The following is a 21,789-nucleotide window of genomic DNA, read 5'->3' as shown; positions in this document are numbered from 1 at the left end:
TTACGCCTTAGCCTGAAGTACTACTACGGACTCCGGTTGCAGGATGGTATTTTCAGAACTATAGTTGCTGCCCGCCCCGCCCCATTTCTCATCCGAAGAGTCGAGTAGCAGTTCCCAGTTATTCAGGTCATCAGCTATAGTTTGCGGTTCCTTGCTGAAGTTGACGAGGCATCGGATTCCAGCAGAAGTATGGGTAAAGTCCAGTACGTTTTCCTGCTCGTTCAGCGCTGCTTCCAGCTGTTCTTTGCTTATTTTCTGAAGGATAGATTTTCTTAGGCTGATAAGCGTTTTATAAAACTCGCGTAGCTGGTTATGCTTCTCGCTGTGGCTATAGCTGTGCTGTAGTTTGGAGTTGTTAAAGGTCTCTTCGGATTGCGGGTCCGGTGCTTCGCCCTGCCAGGCAAACGCTTTAAACTCATCCTTGCGGCCTTTACGCACAGCTTCCACCAGATCCTTATCGGTATGACTCACAAAGAACAGGAATGGGTTTTCTTCACCGTATTCTTCGCCCATAAACAACATCGGCGTGTAAGGCGAAAGTATAACCAGGGCCGCAATCGGTTTCAGCAACTCAAAGGAAACCAGTTGGGTCAGGCGCTCGCCTAACATGCGGTTACCTACCTGGTCGTGGTTCTGAGAGCAGACCACAAACTGTTTGGCCAGGTTAGCCGTGGCATCGCTGCCGACAGTACGTTTCCGGTTTTCAGAGTAAATACCGTTGTAGATAAAGGAGTGTTTCAGTGTTTTTACCAGATGCTCTGGCTTGCCAAAATCAGCATAATAGCCCTGGGTTTCGCCGGTTACCATGGTGTGGATGGCATGGTGGTAATCGTCCATCCACTGCGCTGCTAGACCATAGCCGCCTTGCTCTATCGGGTTGATCAGGCGCACGTCGTTCAGGTCGCTTTCGGCAATCAGGTAATAAGTATGGTTTTGTTCTGCCAGATGATCTACATGCTCCTGAAGTTCCTGCAGAAAATGTTTGGCTCCGGTATCCAGTATCGCGTGCACTGCATCCAGGCGCAGGGCATCTACATGGAAATCGCGCAGCCACATCAGTGCATTCTGGAAAAAGAAGTTACGCACGTGGTCGGAGTGGGCATCATCGAAGTTCAGGGCTGCTCCCCAGGGCGTGTTATACTTTTCTGTAAAGTAAGGGCCATATTCGTTCAGGTAATTTCCTTCCGGCCCCATGTGGTTATACACTACATCCAACATTACGGCTAAACCTGTGGCATGGCAGGCATCAACCAGTTTTTTTAAGCCTTCTGGTCCGCCATAGCTATCCTGCACAGCAAATGGATAAACACCATCATACCCCCAGTTGCGGTTCCCCGGGAACTGTGCTACCGGCATAAGTTCAATGGCAGTTATTCCCAACTCCTTCAGTTCCGGCAATTTGCTGATAATACCTTCAAAAGTACCTTCTTCTGAAAAAGTGCCTACATGCAGTTCGTACACAATGTACTCCTCCAGCGGCAGGTTTTTCCAGTTGTGGTCGGTCCAGCTATAGTTTGGGTCAATTACTTCCGATGCTTCGTGCACGCCATCGGGCTGCGACATGGAAGCTGGGTCTGGTAATTCTTTCCCGTTATTTAATTTGAAAGTATAGCGGGTGCCGGGTTTTGCCTCTTCCGATAAGCCTAACCAGTACCCGAAGGCTTCGCGCTGTAAGGCTATAGTTTGTTTCTTCTCTCCGTGTATCACCACCTCCACCTGCTCTGCTTCCGGTGCCCAAACCGTAAACGTAGTGCCCTTTTCCGGCGCATAATGTGCGCCTATCTCTCTTGTAATTCCCATACATCAGCTTAAGTATACTAAGCAGGATTAACTGTGCCTGAGGCGTTAAGGTTGTGCCTGCTGTTGGCAGTTAGCCCGGATTTAAGGATTTATACTGATAGCTATAGGTAATGGATCATCTTTTTAAAGGAAAGTAAAACAGCAGGGATCAACCAACTATAAAGCCCGCTTTTTTTGAAAATACCTTGTTGTTGCGATGGGAAAAGGGACCTATTATGACCCAGGATTATGTTACACAGTTGCTTTATAAATCTTTGAACATCTTACACTTTAACTGGTTTTAGAACTGGAAAACAATACTCTTATGGAAAATATAGAAAGTAACCAACCGATAACACCCGATACCCGCACCCTGATTACCGAAGCTTTTGTGCAGCATGTGCTGGAAACAGGCAGAGAGCCCGTGTCGGTGTATAAATTTGCCCAAAGCATCGGCATCCGCGAAGAAGAGTTTTATACTTACTATACTTCGTTCCTGGGTGTGAAAGGTGGTGTATGGGAGCAGATCTTCGAGCGTACCATTGCCCATATGGAAGCGCAGCCGGTGCATGCGTCTTATTCGGCCCGCGAAAAACTACTGGCCTTCTACTTTACCTGGATCGAGGAAATGAAGAAATACAGAAGTTATCTGCTGGCCTTGTACCTGCAGCCGGAAGGTTTGAGAAAAGCCATGCCCGCAGAACTGAGAGGCTTTAAAATAAAATTCCAGGCGTTTGCCAACGAAATTATACAGCAAGGCATCGCAACAGACCAGATCGTCGAAAGAAAATACATCTCAGACAAATATGCCGACGCCCTGTGGGCCGAAACACTGTTTATACTGCAGTTCTGGCTGAAAGACACGTCCACATCTTTCGAGAAAACAGATGCCGCCATCGAAAAATCGGTGAACCTGGCCTTTGATCTGGTGGGCAGAACAGCTGTTGATTCGTTAGTTGATTTTGCCAAGTTTCTTTACCAATCCAAGTAACCCTTATGCCTGATAAACCACAGGAACAAAACCATATCCCCACTTCTAAAGTGCAGCGGGCATCTAAGTTTATAGGTACCGGTGCCAAAGTTGGGGGCAATTACATAAAGCATTACGCCAAAAAGATGGTGAACCCATCGCTGAGTAAAGATGAACTGCACGCCAACAATGCCGAAGATATCTATGCGTCTCTGAGTGAGCTGAAAGGCAGCGCTTTGAAAGTAGCCCAAATGATGTCGATGGATAAAAATGTGCTGCCGGGCGCTTACCAGGATAAGTTTATGATGGCCCAGTACAGCGCGCCGCCGTTGTCGTATCCGCTGGTGGTTCGCAATTTTCAGAAGTCGTTTGGTGCAACTCCGGAAATGTTGTTCGATACCTTTACCACTTCGGCTGTTAATGCGGCTTCCATCGGGCAGGTGCATAAGGCTACCAAAGAAGGGAAGGTGTTTGCCGTAAAGGTGCAGTACCCTGGTGTGGCCGACAGTGTAAGCTCGGACCTGCGCATGGTGCGGCCTTTTGCCTACCGCTTGCTTAACATGAATGCCAGAGAACTGGACCATTACATGGAAGAAGTGGAAGGCAAGCTGCTGGAAGAGACAGACTATAAACTGGAAGTAAAACGCTCTGAAGAGATCTCGCAGGCCTGTAGCCACATCCCGTACCTGAACTTTCCGAAGTATTACCCGGCGTTAAGCAGTGAAAAAATAATTACCATGGACTGGCTGGAGGGCGTTCACCTGAAAGAGTGGCTCAAAACCAATCCGTCGCAGCAGGACCGGAACAAGATAGGGCAGGCCTTGTGGGAGTTTTACCACCACCAGGTACATAGCCTCAAAAAAGTACACGCCGATCCCCACCCGGGCAATTTTATTATTCAGGATGGTGTGAAGCTGGCAGTGATTGACTTTGGTTGTGTTAAAGTGATTCCGGAGGATTTCTACCGTGGTTATTTTTCGCTGCTTAAGAAAGATGTGCTGCTGAACGATGCGGAACTGGACCGGCTTTTCCGGGAACAGGAATTTATCAGCGATCAGGACACAGCGGCAGAGCAGGTATATTTTAAAAATGTGTTCAAAGAGATGATCTCTTTACTGGGCAAGCCTTTCCATACTACCGAGTTCGATTTTGCCGACGATGCCTACTTTACGCAACTATACGCGTTGGGCGACCGGGTATCGAAAGATAAAATGTTCCGCAATTCACGGCAGGCCCGGGGCTCACGACATGGCTTGTTCATCAACAGAACTTACTTTGGTCTGTACAGCATTCTCAACCAACTACGGGCCCATATCCAAACAACAACACCCGAGTGGTTTAAGTAACAGGAAAGCCGTTTGATGAAAATCAAACGGCTTTTTGCTTTCAGGCCCGCTGCTATAGTTTGATCAGCTGGCTATCTGCAGTAACTTTAGTTGGTTAACTATAATGGCAGGTGATTTTTAAACTCAGCCTTGTCTGAGAATAACCATACTGTGTACTATCACCTGTGCTGCTGTCCTGCTCTGCCTTCAACAAATTAAAATCTGCGTTCAAACGTCCTGTAACGTGCTTTCATAGTTATTAGTGGTAACCTAATTTCAATACAATAGTACCTACTCTGAGGCAAACCTAATTGTAATTCGTAATTCATGGAAGGACTGGACGGAACCCACAGAGTCATCATAGAGAACGTAAAACCTGAACTTAACTGCGGCCAGTACCCGGTAAAACGGGTGGTCGGCGAAGAGCTGACCGTAACGGCAGATATATTTGGCGATGGCCACGACGAAGTAAAAGCGGCGCTGATTTACCGCCATGGCCGCAAAAAAAAGTGGAGCGAAGTACCTATGCAGTTCCTGGGAAATGACCGATGGCAGGCTTCCTTTACACCGGATGCTATGGGTATCTGGGACTATACCCTGCTGGGCTGGATCGACCATTTTTATACCTGGCAAAAGGGACTGCGCAAAAAATTTGAGGCCAACCAGGACATAGCCGTAGAGCTTCAGATTGGCGCACAACTGATGGAGGAAGCCGCTGGTACCGCCAGAGCTGGTCAGCAAAAGCGCCTGCTTAAATGGGCGCAGCAACTCCGGGGAAATATATCGGCGGCAGATGGCGTAGAACTGGCAACCAGCCGTGATGTAACGGAGCAGATGAACGCCTGCTGCGAGCGCAAAAATGTATCGGCTTACCACAAAATATTACAGGTAGATGTGGAGCGCCAGAAAGCGCTGTTCAGTACCTGGTATGAATTTTTTCCGCGCTCTGCTGCCCAGGAAGAAAACCGCCACGGCACTTTTCAGGATTGTGAACGCCTGCTGCCACGCATCGCCGAAATGGGCTTCGATACCATTTACCTGCCACCCATTCATCCAATAGGCAGAGCCTTTAGAAAAGGGAAGAACAACGCGACCACCTCGGAACCGGGAGAGCCGGGCTCGCCGTGGGCCATTGGCGCTGAAGAAGGTGGTCACAAATCCATACTTCCGGAACTGGGTACTCTGGATGATTTCCGGCATTTTGTGCATGAAGCGCGCAACCATGGCATTGAAGTAGCGCTGGATTTTGCCATTCAGTGCTCACCCGATCACCCGTATGTAAAAGAGCATCCGCAATGGTTTAAATGGCGCCCGGATGGTACGGTGCAGTATGCCGAGAACCCACCCAAGAAATACCAGGATGTGCTGCCTGTGAACTTTGAAACCGAAGACTGGCAAAATCTGTGGCAGGAGCTAAAAAGTATCGTGCTGCACTGGATAGAACAGGGCGTTTACATTTTCAGGGTAGATAATCCGCATACCAAAACCTTTCATTTCTGGGAGTGGATGATCCGGGAAGTGCGGGCGCAGCATCCGCAGGTTATTTTCCTGGCCGAAGCGTTTACCAGGCCTAGAGTTATGGAGCGCCTGGGTAAGATCGGGTTCACGCAGTCTTATACCTACTTTACCTGGCGCAACAATCCGCAGGAAATACGCGAGTACCTGACTGAGCTTACTCAAACCGACATGCGGGAATACTACCGTCCGAACTTCTGGCCCAATACACCGGATATTTTACCGGAAGTGCTACAGCATGGCGGCGAACCAGCCCACATCATGCGGGTTGTTTTGGCAGCGACGCTATCCTCCAACTATGGCTTGTATGGTCCGGTCTATGAATTCTCGATGGGCACGCCGTATCCGGGTAAGGAAGAGTACATCGACTCCGAAAAGTATGAAGTGAAGCACTGGGACTGGGGCAAAAAGACCAAGGTGTCAGAAGTAATCACGCTCATCAATAAAATACGAAAGGTAAACCCGGCCCTGCAAACTACCTGGAACATTGCCTTCGGCGATACCGATAATCCGCAACTCCTGTGTTTTGCCAAATGGGATAACACCCGAAAAAATAAAATTCTGGTAGTTGCCAATATGGATCCGTACAACACCCAATCGGGTTGGGTACAGGTGCCCATACGCGAACTACAGTTACCGGAAAGTGAGCAGTACATGGTGCACGACCTGCTGACCGAACACAAATACACCTGGCAAAACGAATGGAATTACGTGGAGCTTCGGCCGCATGAAATGCCGGTGCACGTTTTCCGAATTGAAGAAGCGAACACTGGCATGGGGCACAACAATTTAGATGATACCTGGCTCCCGACCGATCAAAGCACCCATCACGAATAACAAAGATAAAACGATACTATGGCAGCGGACAAAGATCTGTTAGACGACAACATTCACTGGTACAAAGATGCCATCATTTACGAACTGCACATCAAAGCTTTTAAAGACGGAAGCGGTGACGGTATAGGCGATTTTAAAGGACTGATGCAAAAGCTGGACTACCTGGAAAGCCTTGGGGTTACCGCGATCTGGCTGCTGCCTTTCTATCCGTCGCCTTTACGAGACGATGGCTACGACATTGCCGATTACTATAGTATAAATCCGAACTATGGCGACATGCGCGACTTTAAGCTTTTTGTAAAAGAAGCGCACCGCCGTGGCCTGAAAGTTATTACCGAGCTGGTCATCAACCATACTTCCGACCAGCACCCGTGGTTCCAGCGTGCCCGCCATGCCAAGCCGGGTTCTGCCCACCGTGATTTCTATGTGTGGAGCGATGACCCTACCAAGTACAAAGATGTCCGCATCATATTTACGGATTACGAACCGAGCAACTGGACCTGGGACCCGGTAGCCAAACAATACTATTGGCACCGCTTTTTCCACCACCAACCCGACCTGAACTACGATAACCCTGCCGTGCAGAAGGAAGTGTTCAAGATGTTGGATTACTGGCTGGATCTGGGTGTTGATGGTTTCCGTCTGGATGCCGTGCCTTACCTGTTCGAGCGCGAAGGAACCAACGGCGAGAACCTGCCGGAAACACACGATTTCCTGAAAAAACTGCGCGCCCACGTAGACCAAAAGTATACCGGGAAGCTGCTGCTGGCGGAGGCGAATATGTGGCCTGAAGATTCGGCTTCTTACTTTGGTAACGGCGATGAGTGCCACATGAACTATCACTTCCCGATCATGCCGCGTTTGTTCATGTCAGTGAAGATGGAAGACCGTTACCCGATCATCGATATTTTTGACCAGACGCCTGAAATACCGGAAACCTGCCAGTGGGCTATGTTCCTGCGAAACCACGATGAGCTTACCCTGGAAATGGTGACCGACGAAGAGCGTGACTACATGTATAAAGTATACACCCGCGATCCGCTGGCCAAAATAAACCTGGGTATCCGTCATCGTCTGGCACCACTACTGGGCAACGACCGCAGCAAGATCGAGCTCATGAACGTGCTGCTCTTCTCGATGAAAGGAACGCCGGTAGTATACTATGGCGATGAGATAGGGATGGGCGACAACTTCTACTTAGGTGACCGCGATGGTGTGCGAACGCCGATGCAGTGGAGCGACGAACGCAACGCCGGTTTCTCCGCAGCCAATCCACAAAAACTGTACTTACCGGTGATCATCGACCCGGAATATAAATATGAATCTGTGAATGTGGAGTCGCAGGAGCAGAACAGCAGTTCGCTGCTTTGGTGGATGCGCCGCATCATTAACATGCGCAAGCGCTACAAAGCTTTTGGCCGCGGCAGTATAAAATTCCTGAACCCGTCTAACTCCAAAGTGCTGGCCTTTATCCGCTCTTATGAAGACGAAAATATACTGGTTATCGCCAACCTGTCACGCTTCCCGGAAGCCGTAGAGCTGGACCTGCAGGAATTTAAAGGCTATACGCCACGCGAAGTTTTCAGCAAGAATAAATTCCCGGGTATAAAAGACGATGCTTACCTGTTTACGGTAGGAGCGCATGGCTATTACTGGTTTGAACTACAGCCACAGGACGTTTCGGCACAACAGGTACTGGATATGCAGCACCCGGCTATGGAGATAGCTCCATTGCAACACCGCCTGCCTCAGAACATGCTCCGCCAACTGGAGAACAGAGTGCTGCCGCCTTACATTCTGAACCGCCGCTGGTTTGGCGGTAAAGCCCGTACGGTACAGCGCATGCAGATCATCGAATCGATACCCTTACAGGTTGGAAATTCCGGTGCAGCTATCCTTTTAATCGAAGTAAACTATAACGAAGGCCTACCGGAGCTCTACCAGTTGCCAATCGCTTTTATGCCAAAAGAGCAGGAACAGGACCTGATAACCAGTCAGCCGGCAAGCGTAATAGCCAGAGTGGTGCAGAACGGCCAGGAAGGTATTTTGTACGATGCCCTTTATTGGGAGGATTTCCGGCAGTTGTTGCTGCAGTTGATGGCCAGACGCCGACGGGTACGCGCCGGCGATGAAGCCGAACTGGTAGGCCACAGCCATAACCAGGTAGGGCAGGTGCTGCGCGACACAATATTAACTTCTAAGATACTGAGTGCGGAACAAAGCAACACATCTATAATCTACGACAACCAGTTCTTCCTGAAGATATACCGTAAACTGGACCGTGCCCTGAACCCGGATGTGGAAGTAGTGCAGGCGCTCACAGACATTGTTAACTTCCCGCAGGTGCCCAAGTTTATGGGAGCGCTGGAACACCAGACCCCAGGTGCTCCGCCAATGGTGCTGGCCATGCTGCAGGAACTGGTACCCAACCAGGGCGATGCCTGGGAGAACATGGAAGACTCGCTGAAGCGCTTTTTTGAGCGAATTGAAACACAGAGCGAACGCGTTAAACCTGCTGCAACTATAGGTACACTTTCGCGGCCGGTGGCATTTTCGGATGCTCCTGAACCTGTGCAGATGCAGTTGGGCGGTGCTTCAGTGAACAGGATAGAACTACTGGGGCTGCGCACTGCGGAAATGCACCTGGCGCTAGCATCTATGCGCGAGCTGCGGGATTTTGCGCCGGAAGGCTTTTCACTGCATTACCAGCGGTCGTTGTATTCATCGCTTACATCGCTGGTGCGCAGTAACTTCGACAGCCTGCGCAAGCACTTACCAAAACTGCCGGACAGCGTGCGCGCCGAAGCCGAAGAAGTACTGAACATGCGCGCCGAGATACTCGAACGCCTGAAACGCATCTTCTCTCATAAAATAGACACACTTAAGATACGCACACACGGCGACTACCACCTGGGGCAGGTATTGTTCACAGGGAAGGATTTTATCATCATCGATTTTGAAGGGGAACCGGCCCGTTCGTTCAGTGAGCGCAGGCTCAAGCGCTCACCGCTGCGTGATGTAGCCGGCATGATCCGTTCGTTCCATTATGCAGCATACAGCGCACTGTTTCAGCGGGATTCCAGCCTGAAAGAAGACGGATACCTGGAAGAGTGGGCAGAGCAGTGGTACCATTATGCAAGCAACTTCTTTATGAACTGCTACCTTGATAAGACCATGGGTACCGGTATTGTGCCGAACAAGGAGGAAGACTTTGAGATATTGATGGAGACCTACCTGCTGGAGAAAGCGATCTATGAGTTAGGATATGAACTGAACAACCGTCCGGACTGGGTGCTCATCCCGATCCGGGGCATTAAGTATATCATGAAAAAGTATCAGCATGACTAAGAGAAAGCAAGAGAAAGCACCGGAAACAAACTTAACCACACCAGAAACGGAAACAGGAAACAGCAAACCAGCAACGGGGCGCGGCAGACCTAAAAAAGCTGATCTGGCCGCGGAAATGGGCGCTCCTGTAACTCCGGTACCTGTTGCAGAAGCAGCGCCTGCTACTGAAAAACCGAAGAGGGCACGAACCAAAGCAGTAGCTGTGGAAACTACAGAACCTAAGCCGGCACGCAAGGTAAGGGCTACAAAAAAGGCAGCAGCCGGCACCGAAACTATAGCAGCATCACAAACTATAGTTCCGCAGGAGAAACGGGCTGTTTACCACGATGTGAGTCGTTTCTCGGAGTTTGATATTTACCTGTTTAAAGAAGGGCGCCACTTTACCTTGTATGAGAAGATGGGCGCGCATTGCACGGAGCATGCCGGGCAGAAAGGAACTTACTTTGCGGTGTGGGCGCCTAATGCAGAGCTTGTGACCGTTATCGGCGACTTTAACCACTGGAACCGTGAGAGCCATAGTTTAAAAGTCAGAGAAGATGGTTCCGGCATTTGGGAAGGCTTTATACCAGACCTGACAGGCGGTGAACTATACAAATACCACATCAAATCGAACTACCATTTATACCACGTAGAGAAGAGCGACCCGTTTGCCTTTGCCCGTGAAAAGCCACCACAAACCGCATCCCGCATCTGCGACCTGAAGTACGAATGGCAGGACCACGAGTGGCTGGAACGACGCAAAACTATAGCCGGACAGGCGCAGCCGATGAGTGTATACGAAGTGCACTTAGGCTCGTGGCGCCGAAGACCGGAAGACAACAACCGCCCGTTGACCTACCACGAACTGGCTGAAGAGTTGCCGGCTTATGTAAAAGAAATGGGCTTTACGCACGTGGAGTTCATGCCGGTCATGCATCACCCGTTCATGGGCAGTTGGGGGTACCAGATTACCGGTTATTTTGCAGCCGCCAGTGTGTACGGTTCGCCGCAGGAGCTCATGCACCTGATCGATGTGCTACACCAGCATGGCATCGGCGTGATACTGGACTGGGTACCGTCGCATTTTCCGTCTGATGAGCATGGGCTGGCGTATTTTGATGGTACGCACCTCTACGAACATGCTGATCCGCGCAAAGGTTACCACCCGGACTGGAACAGCTACATCTTTAACTATGGCCGCAACGAAGTACGTTCTTTCCTGATCAGTAATGCCCTTTTCTGGCTCGATAAATACCACGTGGATGGACTACGGGTAGATGCCGTGGCCTCGATGCTGTACTTAGACTATAGCCGAAAAGAAGGGGAGTGGATACCGAACGAAAACGGCGGGCGCGAAAACCTGGAAGCCATCTCGCTGATAAAAGACTTTAACCAGGCTGTGCATGAAAAATACCCCGATGTGCAAACTATAGCCGAAGAGTCTACCGCGTGGCCTGCCGTAACGGGTAAGGTGAATGATGGCGGACTTGGCTTTAATATGAAGTGGATGATGGGCTGGATGCACGATACGCTGGATTACTTCTCTAAAGATCCGATCTATCGCAAGCATCATCAGGGCGAGATCACGTTCAGTATTATTTACGCTTTCTCCGAACGGTTCATGCTGCCGTTGTCGCACGACGAAGTGGTACATGGCAAAGGTTCGCTGATACGGAAAATGCCTGGCGATGAATGGCAGCAATTTGCTAACCTGCGTGCGCTCTATAGTTACATGTATGCACACCCGGGTACTAAACTGTTGTTTATGGGCGGCGAATTGGCTCAAAGCACCGAATGGAACCACGACAGTAGCCTGGACTGGCATCTGTTGCAGTACAAATACCACAGTGGCATGCAGCATATGTTGCAGCAACTAAACAAACTATACCAGCAGGAGCCTGCCCTCTACGAGCTCAGCTTCGACAGCAACGGTTTTGAGTGGATTGATTTCCAGGATGCGCACAACAGTGTGATCAGCTTCCTGCGGAAAGGCAACGATCCTAAAGATGACATTCTTGTAGTTTGCAACTTCACACCCATTGTGCACCAGCACTATAGATTAGGTGTGCCGGCCGGAGGCGAATGGGTACAATTATTCAACTCTGATGATGAACAGTATGGTGGCAGCAATGTGCAGAACCAGGAATCGCTGCAGGCTACAGAAGAACCATCGCATGGCCGAAGCTATTCACTAACCCTACAGCTTCCTCCATTGGCAGTTGTATACTTTAAGTTAAAAAGCTAAACCAGTTAAAGAGTTTGGGAGTTAGAGCGTTTGTGAGTTTTAATTCCTAAACTCTTTAACTCCCAAACTATAGCTCATTTTCCTTTGCGGAGGGGGAAGATGCGGCGTAGGCTAAGTCCTCTTTCAGATTCTTCCTGTGGTACTCCATAGTCGGATACTGAGCGCACATCTTCGATGGAGTAGAAGGCCTGCGGATTATATTCCCGGATAATATCCAGCACATGCGCCAGCTTCTTTCGCTTTACGATCATAAACAACAGGTTTACTTTACCACGGGTACCACGAGCATCAACACAGGTTAATCTATAGCCATGTCCTTTCAGGCGCTCTATCAGCTGATGGGCCGAATCTACTGTAATAACCCGCACCACCATTTGGCCTAAGGCCAGCTTCTGTTCGATGCGCAGTCCCAGAAAGTTACCGGTTGCAAAGCCGCCTGCCCAGGCCAGGTAAGATGCCACGTTGTTCAGATTCTGCATTACCTGCGTGATGGCAACCAGCCAGATCAGCACTTCCAGGAAACCCAGGGCCGGTGCAATCATTTTATCGCCTTTCGAGATAAACACAATGCGCAATGTACCCAGCGTTACATCCACAATACGGGCAAAAAAGATCAGTAAAGGAATAATTACCCACTCTACTATAGTTGGGTCTAATCCGGTAAATAAATTCATTTGTAGTTAAATTTTAGGTCGGGTGGCTATAGTTTATTTCGTTGCGATGCTGCCTGAGACAGATGTCCGTACTTTGGGTAACGCTTCAGGATAGTTTTTCTGGATGAAGTAAAGCATTTTTTCACGAACAAGACAGCGCAGGTCCCAGGCATCGCCTGAATTTCGGGCACTGAAAAGCGCGCGGAGCTGCACATTATCCTGCTGCGCATCAGTTACCTGCAGGCCGATTACCTCGCCGTTCCATTGTTCCGATCCGGCCAGTATGCGGTGCAGTTCTTTTCGCAGCTCATCAACAGGTACGTTATAATCCATATAAAAATAAACTGTTGCTAGTATGTCTATGCTGGAGCGCGTCCAGTTCTGAAATGGCTTCTCAATAAAATAGTTGAGCGGGAGTATAAGCCGGCGGTTATCCCAGATGCGCACCACTACATAGGTAAGCGTTATTTCTTCTACGCGTCCAAACTCATTTTCAAGAACAAGCACATCATCGATCCGGATGGGTTGGGTAAAGGCGATCTGTAAACCGGCCAGTAAGTTAGCCAGCGAACGCTGCGCTGCAAAACCTATCACTACACCTGCAATACCCGCAGAAGTAAGCAAACCTGTACCCAATGACCTTACAGCTTCGAACTGAAGCAAAACCATAGACCCGGCTATAAACGCGATAACGATGATGGAGAGCCTTCTTATAAACTGAAGCTGAGTTATGAGCTTTCGCTCCCTGAAATTGTCTGTCTTCCCGATATCGTATTTATGACGTACGATGTCCTGGCCTACCGAAACCAGTTTTATCATAATCCAGGCAAAACCGAGAATAGTAAAGATCTCTAAAACACGCCGCAAAACATAGATGCTTTTATCTGAAAGTGGTACGGTGGGCAGTGCCATAGCCAGAAAAAGCAACGGCAGAAACAGCGTAAGCGGGCGATTAAGATGCTTTGTAAGCGAGGTGGCCAGACGCGGATTTGAGCTGCGGTTGTATAAGCCGAGCAACTTAAACAGGATAAATTTTAGCAAAAGGCCAAGCAGTATGCTGATAAAAAAGATAAGCAGCGCGATGGCCAGGTTGTCGAGGTGATCTATGTAAATCCGGAGTCTATCCATAAGTTGTAGTTTGGCAACAGGTTTTGCTGCTTTTACTTCTGCATAGGTACTCTGCAAACCGGCCGGAGGTTATTTTTAAGCAGCTTTATGGTTACAATTACTATAGTTCGGGATGTGTAAAGAAGTAACAAATAGGGCTTTATAGTAAAAGCTGAATATAGTTGGAACGTAACGCAGTTTCCTGCGTAATACTAGAAGAGCCACTTTGTAGTTGGCTCAGATAAATGGCAGGTGCTGTATAGTTAATCCGGCTATTTAATACGCGCTTTCATTGCCAGTTTATAACACTACTTTTTTCAAATGGCAAAACTTATTATCGTATCTAACCGACTGCCGGTAAAACTGCAGGAGAAGGATGGAAAACTTACTTATTCACCCAGTGAAGGAGGCTTAGCAACAGGCCTTGGATCTATATATAAAAAGAAGGACAACCTCTGGATTGGTTGGCCTGGGATGGTAATTGAAGAGGTTGACAAACAGGAGAAAGTTATTGAAGATATCCGGAAGGATAATATGTATCCTGTTTTCTTGACGGAACAGGAGGTAAAGGAATTTTACGAAGGCTTCAGCAACGAAACACTTTGGCCTACTTTTCATTATTTCAGCCAGTACGCTATTTATGAGCAGAATCTCTGGGAAACGTATGTGGAGGTGAACCAGAAATATTGCGATGAAATTCTGAAACACGCCAGCCCCAACGACACGATCTGGGTACACGATTACCAGTTATTGCTCTTACCCTCCATGCTCCGCGAAAAGCTACCCGATGCAACGATAGGTTTCTTTCAGCACATACCTTTTCCGAGTTACGAGGTTTTCCGGTTACTGCCCTGGCGGAAAGAATTGCTGGAAGGCATGCTGGGCGCCGACCTGGTCGGGTTCCATACTTATGATGACATGCGCCACTTCCTGAGTTCGGTTAACCGGCTTATTGGTTATGGCGGCATGCATGGCTGGATTAATACCGGCAGCCGCTCGCTTTTAGTGGATTCGTTCCCGATGGGCATCGATTATGAAAAGTATTCGGAAGTTGCCGCATCCGCAGAAGTATTGAAACTGGAAGAGCAATACCGCAAAAATGTTGGTACCGAAAATATCATTATCTCCATCGACCGACTGGATTATTCCAAAGGGATACCACAACGCTTACAGGCTTTTGAATTGTTCCTGGAACGCTATCCGGAGTTTCATGGAAAGGTAACGCTGGTTATGCTGGTAGTACCAAGCCGGGATGCTGTTGAGAAATATAAGGAATTGAAAGAAGAAGTAGATGAGCTGGTAGGACGCATTAATGGTAAATACAGTGATATTAACTGGAACCCGATCCAGTATTTCTACCGGTCCCTGCCACTGGAGGTACTTTCTGCTTTTTACCGCATGGCCAATGTAGCCCTGGTAACGCCGATGCGCGATGGCATGAACCTGGTTTGCAAAGAGTATGTTGCTAGCAAACTCGATCAGAAAGGGGTACTTATACTTAGCGAGATGGCCGGGGCTTCTAAGGAATTATCGGATGCACTGCTGATAAACCCCAACGATATTAATAAGATTGTGGAGGCCATGTATGAAGCCCTGACGATGCCTGAAGAGGAGCAGAAGGTACATATGGCTAACATGCAGGATACTCTTAAACGCTATAACATACACCACTGGGTCAGCCTGTTCATGGACCGCCTGTCATATGTCAAGATCAAACAGATGTCTCTGGAAACCAGCTACCTCGACGATGCTACTTTCCAGGAGATGAGCGACTCGTACGAGTTAGCCAGTTCACGCCTGATATTCCTGGAGTACGATGGTGCGCTTACCAACTATAAAGCTAAGCCTCTGATGGCGCGTCCGGATGAAGACCTGCTGGAATTACTGGAAAGCCTGAGCGCTAACCCTAAAAACAGGGTGGTTGTGATCAGTAGCCGCGAAAAAGCAAATATGGAAGACTGGCTGGGTCATCTGAGCCTGGATATAGTAGCCGAACATGGGGTATGGCTGAAGCAACGCGGGTCGGGCTGGAAAACCATGATGAGCCTGATGGATGACTGGAAAAGTGATATTCGCCTGATTCTTGAACTATACGTTGACCGCACACCGGGCTCGTTTATTGAAGAGAAAGAATATTCGCTCGTCTGGCATTACCGCCGCGTTGAAACCGGCTTAGGCGAGCTTCGCGCCCGTGAACTTGTAAATCACCTGAATTTCCTGGCTACTAATAGTAACCTACAGGTTTTAGACGGACAAATGGCTGTTGAGATTAAAGCCCAAGAGGTAAATAAAGGGAAAGCAACCAGCCACTGGCTTAACATGTATCCGCATGAGTTTGTGCTGGCCATTGGCGATGATTGGGGCGATGAAGAAATATTTAAAGCCATGCCGCGCAATGCCTACACTATAAAAACCGGTAACTCTTACTCTATCGCTAAATATCATCTAGATGGTCCGGGCGAAGTTCGGGATATGTTAACCAGGCTTGTTAAGCAGGAGACAAAGGAATTCCCACCTAATGCTAAAATGACGGGATGAACTTAAATGATAAAGCCGCTGGGATAGCGGCTTTATCATTTAATAAATGTTGCATTTTTATTTCTATTCAGAGGTTATTAATTGTCGTCCTGAGTGTCAGCCAAAAGATGTTATGTATCCTATAGTTTCCCCTCTTTGTCATTTCGACGAAAGGAGAAATCTATCTCAGCTTATACTTCTATAGTTAGAGTCTTTACTACTGGAACCAAGCCTTTCTTTCAAATCTCCTCTAATCCTGGGAGCTCTAAGAGCCTATCGTTTCAATCCAGCTTTGGTGCCCTCACGGCCGGGAGACCCCGTCTTCGGGCATCGCGCGGTGTACATTTGCTTTGCTCCTGCGTCGCAATGCTTTCAGCACCGCAAATCTACAAGGCGCTCAACCCAAAGACTGAGAAGTATCGCATAGTAACCAGCATCTATTGTCTGAATCTATAAGCTTCGAGATTGATCGTGGCTATAGTTTCGAAGGGACAGGTAAACCTGCCCTGCTCGTGGTGTGTAACTATAGTTGATTCAGATTTTTCCTTCGTCGAAATGACAATTAGAGAAGTAGTAGTAGATAGGTCCCCCTTTGAAGGGGGCAAGGGGGATGACAAACGGAAACTATAAAACTATAACCCAACTATAGCAACAACAGAAATTCCCCTCTAGGGAGGGGTAGGGGTGGGTTAAAACGCTAACTATAAAACTATCGGTTGAACTATAGCAAAGGTCTTATCTCCCTTCTTTCAAGATCCTTTCAGGATGACAGGTGGGGAAGTAGCCGTAAAAGCTCCCCGCCTTAGACAAGAAGGGGCTGGGGGTGGTTGGACTTAGCAAACTATGAAACGATGACATAGACTACTACACTTGTCCTTGCAAGACCAGTTGAGCAAAGATGTCCGCGCCAGTGTAAAAAGAAAAGCCTTCCCATCAACTATATGACAGGAGAGCTTTTTCAGTTCTTATCAAACTCTAAGACACACTACTCTGCATACTGCGCAGTCTGATACGGGTCAATATCTTCTTCGTATAAAGCGGAAAATCACCTTTCATCATCCAGTCATAATAAGTCGGTTCTTTCTGCAGTACTTCTTCCACAATAGCATTTTTGTGTTTACCAAAGTTAAAAACCTCCTGACCGGCATTGTTATAGGTAATTCGACCGGCAAGGTCAGCTGTTTTCTGGAACGTGAACTTGTGTAGCTGCGCCATGTCGTTCTGAACTGGAAACTCTTCAATACCCTCTGCAATTTCGATCGGTGTGTTCTGGTAACGGTCAAGCTGGGCCATTAGGATGTGATACGTTGCTACGGTATCGGCTTCGGCGCTGTGGGCGTTTTCCAGGGTTTTGTCGCAGTAGTATTTGTAAGCAGCCGATAAGGTGCGCTGCTCCATCATATGGAAAATACGGCAGGCATCTACTACATGGCGGTTGTCCAGGTCGAAATCTATACCTGCACGCAGGAACTCCTCGGCCAGCAACGGAATATCAAACCTGATCAGGTTATAGCCTCCCAGGTCGCAGCCTTTCATGAACTGATCCAGGTTTTTAGCAACCTGCGCAAAGGTAGGGCAGTCCTTCACGTCCTCATCGTAGATTTTATGAATCAAACTCGACTCCAGCGGTATCGGAATGGTCGGGTTTATCTTACGGGTTTTCAGGATCTCTTCACCATCAGGCATTATTTTCAGCACACTTATTTCTACAACGCGGTCTTTGCTGATGTCGGTGCCGGTGGTTTCAAGGTCAAAAAATACGATGGGGCGTTTCAGGTTCAGTTTCATAGGGTTATGCTTTCAGAACCGCCTGCGTTAGCGCCTCCATGTTAATGTTGTTATAGTTGCCTGAGCTCATCAGCAGCAGGTTGGCGTTCTGCCAGTTATAGTTTAGCAGGTGCTGCTGCAGTGCTTCAGAGTCAGTAAATACCTTCAGGTTCGGGTTCTTAAAAGCAGCTTTCAGTTCATCTTCCGAAAGCATTTCCATGCGCTTGTGCTCTATGGTTTTAGGGTTGAAGTATACTATAGCTTCGTCGGCCTTATCCAGGGCACCGGCATACTGCGGTATAAAATTCTTGTTCAGGCTGCTGAAGGTGTGTAGTTCCAGGGCTGCTACCAGTTGGCGTTGGGGGTACTGTGCTTTTACGGCTTCTGTAGTTGCTTTTACTTTAGATGGGGCATGCGCAAAATCACGGAAAATAACGGTGGTATCTGTCTCACCCATTTTCTCCAGTCGCTTGGCCGCACCTTTAAAAGTTTTAAGGGCTTCGTAGAAGTCATGCGCTTTCACACCGATCTTCTTACACACTTCCTTGGCTGCATTAATGTTGCGCAGGTTGTGCTCCCCGAACAGCTGTATCTCTATATCACCGTCTTTTTTGGTGTGGAGTATAGTCTTGCCGTTCTTTATAGTATGGTCGTGCACGCCATAACCGATATAGTTTATATCAGCCGGGTTACGTGGTACGGCCACTAACTGCACCTGCTCATCGTCTTTTGTATAGATCAGTGTTCCTGCTTTCGGTGTCATCTCAGCAAAAATGCGGAACTGGTCGCGGTACATGTCCGGGTCCGGGAATACGTTAATGTGGTCCCAACTGATGCCGCTGATTACTGCTATATGGTGGTGATACAAATGGAATTTTGGAACACGCTTGATCGGGTCAGAAAGGTATTCATCGCCTTCGATGATGATGATCGGGGCATCTTCGGTCAGTTTCACCATGCGGTCAAACCCTTCAATCTGCGCACCAACAGCATAATCAAACTTGCGGCCTATAGTTTTTAGCACGTGCATGATGATAGACGTGATGGACGTTTTGCCGTGGCTGCCACCAATTACAATGCGCTGTTTGTCGCGGCTCTGCTCGTAAATAAATTCCGGGAAAGAATAGATCGGCAAACCCAGTTCCTGTGCTTTTAACAGCTCAGGGTTGTCCGGACGGGCATGCATCCCCAGAATAACAGCATCTATAGTTGCATCCAGTTTCTCCGGGAACCAGCCTTCCTGGGCAGGAAGTAAGCCAGCTGCAGCCAGCCTGCTTTTGGCAGGTTCAAAAATCTCGTCGTCTGAGCCTGTAACATTCAATCCCTTGTCGTGCAGGGCCAATGCGAGGTTGTGCATGATGCTTCCGCCAGTAGCAATCAGGTGGATGCGTTGTAATTCCTTCTTCTCCATATATTCCGGGCAATTAATATTGCAAACAGACAAAGTTAGAAGACCTTGGCTAAATAAAAATAGCTATACACTAATATGTTGATACTTTGTGGATATCTTGTGGATTATTAACAGGGTTATGAAGATTGCTTCTGTCTGTTAAATCTTAAATTTGTGATTATGGAGGAAATGCAAACGAACGTACGCGCAGCGGGACAACGCAACGGATGGCAGAAGAAGACACCTGCTATTTCGGAGCTTGGCAAAAAGCCACCGCAGGCGCTGGATCTGGAAGAGGCCGTATTAGGCGCTCTGATGTTGGAAAAAGATGCGCTGACAACAGTAATCGATATTCTGCGCCCGCAGAGCTTTTACAAAGAAGCCCATCAACGTATCTTTAAAGCAATATTGGCGCTTTTCGATAAGTCGGAGCCGATAGATATTTTGACGGTGACGCACGAGTTGCGCGAGTTGGGTGAACTGGAACTGGCAGGCGGTGCTTACTATGTAACCCAGCTTACCACACGTGTAAACTCAGCAGCCAACATCGAGTACCACGCGCGTATCATTACCGAAAACTCCATTAAGCGCGATCTGATCTCTATTTCTTCGGAAGTACTGTCGAGTGCGTTTGAAGATACCACCGACGTTTTTGAGCTGTTGGATAAAACCGAAGCCAAACTATACGAAGTATCCGAATCCAACATCCGCAAGAACTTCGACGACATGCGCTCGTTGATGCACGCGGCCATCAAAGAACTCGAAGAAAAACGTAAGCAGGAAGATGGCTTAACAGGTGTACCAACCGGCTTAACTGCTTTGGATCGTGTAACATCGGGCTGGCAGAAATCTGACTTAATTATTCTTGCAGCCCGTCCTGCGATGGGTAAAACAGCTTTCGTGCTTTCGTGTATGCGAAATGCGGCAGTTGATTTTAAAAAGGGTGTTGCGATTTTCTCACTTGAGATGTCCTCATTACAGTTGGTTAACCGTCTTATTTCTTCTGAAGCAGAGCTTGATTCTGAAAAGATCAAAAAAGGTAGCCTGGAAGATTACGAGTGGGCGCAGTTGAACCATAAAATTGCCAAACTCACTGAGGCTCCGATCTTTATCGACGATACGCCGGGGCTTTCTATTCGTGAGCTTCGTACCAAATGCCGTCGTCTGAAAGCCCAGTTTGATATTCAGATGATCATTATTGACTACCTTCAGCTGATGAGCGGTAACGCCGAAGGCAAGGGTGGCGGTAACCGTGAACAAGAGATTGCATCGATTTCACGAGCACTAAAGATGCTGGCCAAGGAACTTAACGTTCCGGTAATTGCGTTGTCGCAGCTCAGCCGTGCCGTAGAAACACGTGGTGGTGATAAGCGACCGCAGCTGTCTGACCTTCGTGAATCCGGTTCGATAGAGCAGGATGCCGACATGGTTTGTTTCCTGTACCGTCCGGAATATTACGGCATTACAGAAGACGAAATGGGTAACCCAACAGCAGGTGTGGGGGAGGTGATCATAGCCAAGCACCGTAACGGTTCCCTGGAGAATGTGCAGCTGAAATTTATTGGTAAGTACACAAAGTTTACTAACTTAGACACAGATTTTGGTGGTGACGGGTTTAATACCTTCAATGCATTGCCAAATAGCACATTCGATGCGGAGACTCCCGGCTCCATCCGTTTAGGTAGCCGCATGAATGATGGAAATAAGGGAGGTGGTTTCCCTGCTTCAGGTTTCGACGAAGAGCCGCCATTTTAAGTAAGACAATATACACCCGGTGTTTGCGTTTAAGCAACATTGGTTATAGTATAAAGGAATAGCCAAAGGAAGATTAGCCGCTGTGCCAAAAGCCAGCGGCTTTTCTGTTTTTAATGATTTATCAGATTAGTAGGATTTGTAATGACCTAGCAGTGTGCGCAGCTCCTGCTAGTGTCTGGGCTATAGTTGATATACTTCTCTATTGTCATTTCGAACAAAGTGAGAAATCTATCTCAGCTTATTGCTAACTATAGTTGCAGCTGGAACCAAGCTATCCTTCTAAACCATTTACAATCCTGGGAGCTCTACAAATCTATCGTTTCAATTTAACTTTGGTGCCCTCATGGCCGGGAGGCCCCGTCTTCGGGCATCGCGCTGCGCGAATCTCTTTTGCTCGCTTCACTCGCAATGGCTGCGCCACCAGATATTCACAAGGCGCTCAACCCAAAGACTGTGATCAGTTCGATAGCAAAATCTTGTTTACATGACTAGCTAGAGTTCTGTAGCTTGATCGTGGTTGTAATTCCAAAGGGACAGGTAAACCTGCCTTGCTCGTGGGCTGTAACTATAGAACTATAGTTTGTGAAATGGTAGAGGCAAAG

The 21,789-nt window shown here is 48.2% G+C and carries 12 protein-coding genes; 7 read left to right on the top strand and 5 right to left on the bottom strand.

Features of this window, described 5'->3' with window-relative positions:
• Positions 1-1,800 carry a malto-oligosyltrehalose trehalohydrolase gene (gene treZ / locus KYK27_RS10500; RefSeq protein ID WP_199109962.1) on the bottom strand — a complete coding sequence of 600 codons (1,800 nt, stop codon included), beginning with the start codon at positions 1,798-1,800 and terminating at the stop codon, positions 1-3.
• A 304-nt stretch (positions 1,801-2,104) separates the two neighbouring features.
• On the opposite strand from treZ, the gene KYK27_RS10495 reads away from it, so the two are divergent.
• The 5 genes from KYK27_RS10495 (at position 2,105) to glgB (ending at position 11,998) form a co-directional block, all read left to right on the top strand.
• Positions 2,105-2,770 carry a TetR/AcrR family transcriptional regulator gene (locus KYK27_RS10495; RefSeq protein ID WP_199109961.1) on the top strand — a complete coding sequence of 222 codons (666 nt, stop codon included), beginning with the start codon at positions 2,105-2,107 and terminating at the stop codon, positions 2,768-2,770.
• Positions 2,771-2,775: 5 nt separating this feature from the next.
• On the top strand, positions 2,776-4,095 hold the full coding sequence (locus tag KYK27_RS10490; RefSeq protein ID WP_199109960.1) for an ABC1 kinase family protein: 1,320 nt from the start codon (positions 2,776-2,778) through the stop codon (positions 4,093-4,095).
• Positions 4,096-4,401: 306 nt separating this feature from the next.
• Entirely contained in the window at positions 4,402-6,426 is a 2,025-nt protein-coding gene (locus KYK27_RS10485) for an alpha-1,4-glucan--maltose-1-phosphate maltosyltransferase (RefSeq protein ID WP_199109959.1), read from the top strand.
• Positions 6,427-6,444: 18 nt separating this feature from the next.
• Complete coding sequence (treS, locus tag KYK27_RS10480; protein ID WP_199109958.1) at positions 6,445-9,774, top strand: maltose alpha-D-glucosyltransferase; 3,330 nt, start codon at positions 6,445-6,447, stop codon at positions 9,772-9,774.
• Positions 9,767-11,998, top strand: coding sequence for a 1,4-alpha-glucan branching protein GlgB (gene glgB / locus KYK27_RS10475; RefSeq protein ID WP_233150369.1), 2,232 nt, complete (start codon positions 9,767-9,769; stop codon positions 11,996-11,998). The genes treS and glgB overlap by 8 nt, the downstream gene beginning before the upstream one ends.
• 74 nt (positions 11,999-12,072) lie before the next feature.
• On the opposite strand, the gene KYK27_RS10470 is transcribed toward glgB, so the two are convergent.
• Both KYK27_RS10470 and KYK27_RS10465 read right to left on the bottom strand, forming a co-directional pair.
• Entirely contained in the window at positions 12,073-12,672 is a 600-nt protein-coding gene (locus KYK27_RS10470; RefSeq protein ID WP_199109957.1) for a DUF2179 domain-containing protein, read from the bottom strand.
• A gap of 33 nt (positions 12,673-12,705) precedes the next feature.
• Positions 12,706-13,779: a mechanosensitive ion channel family protein gene (locus tag KYK27_RS10465; RefSeq protein WP_199109956.1), complete on the bottom strand. Its 1,074-nt coding sequence runs from the start codon at positions 13,777-13,779 to the stop codon at positions 12,706-12,708.
• 300 nt (positions 13,780-14,079) lie between these two features.
• On the opposite strand from KYK27_RS10465, the gene KYK27_RS10460 reads away from it, so the two are divergent.
• Positions 14,080-16,296 carry a bifunctional alpha,alpha-trehalose-phosphate synthase (UDP-forming)/trehalose-phosphatase gene (locus KYK27_RS10460; RefSeq protein ID WP_199109955.1) on the top strand — a complete coding sequence of 739 codons (2,217 nt, stop codon included), beginning with the start codon at positions 14,080-14,082 and terminating at the stop codon, positions 16,294-16,296.
• A 954-nt stretch (positions 16,297-17,250) separates the two neighbouring features.
• Here KYK27_RS10460 and KYK27_RS10455 read toward each other — a convergent pair.
• Together KYK27_RS10455 and KYK27_RS10450 are read right to left on the bottom strand one after the other, a co-directional pair.
• On the bottom strand, positions 17,251-18,063 hold the full coding sequence (locus KYK27_RS10455; protein ID WP_199109954.1) for a 3'-5' exonuclease: 813 nt from the start codon (positions 18,061-18,063) through the stop codon (positions 17,251-17,253).
• Positions 18,064-18,067: 4 nt separating this feature from the next.
• On the bottom strand, positions 18,068-19,453 hold the full coding sequence (locus KYK27_RS10450) for a UDP-N-acetylmuramate--L-alanine ligase (protein ID WP_199109953.1): 1,386 nt from the start codon (positions 19,451-19,453) through the stop codon (positions 18,068-18,070).
• A 159-nt stretch (positions 19,454-19,612) separates the two neighbouring features.
• On the opposite strand from KYK27_RS10450, the gene dnaB reads away from it, so the two are divergent.
• On the top strand, positions 19,613-21,187 hold the full coding sequence (gene dnaB / locus KYK27_RS10445) for a replicative DNA helicase (RefSeq protein ID WP_199109952.1): 1,575 nt from the start codon (positions 19,613-19,615) through the stop codon (positions 21,185-21,187).
• Positions 21,188-21,789: the final 602 nt, after the last annotated feature.

This window comes from Pontibacter populi, assembly GCF_019336435.1.
Lineage (GTDB): Bacteria > Bacteroidota > Bacteroidia > Cytophagales > Hymenobacteraceae > Pontibacter > Pontibacter humidus.
This window is presented reverse-complemented; position numbering and strand designations above follow the sequence as displayed.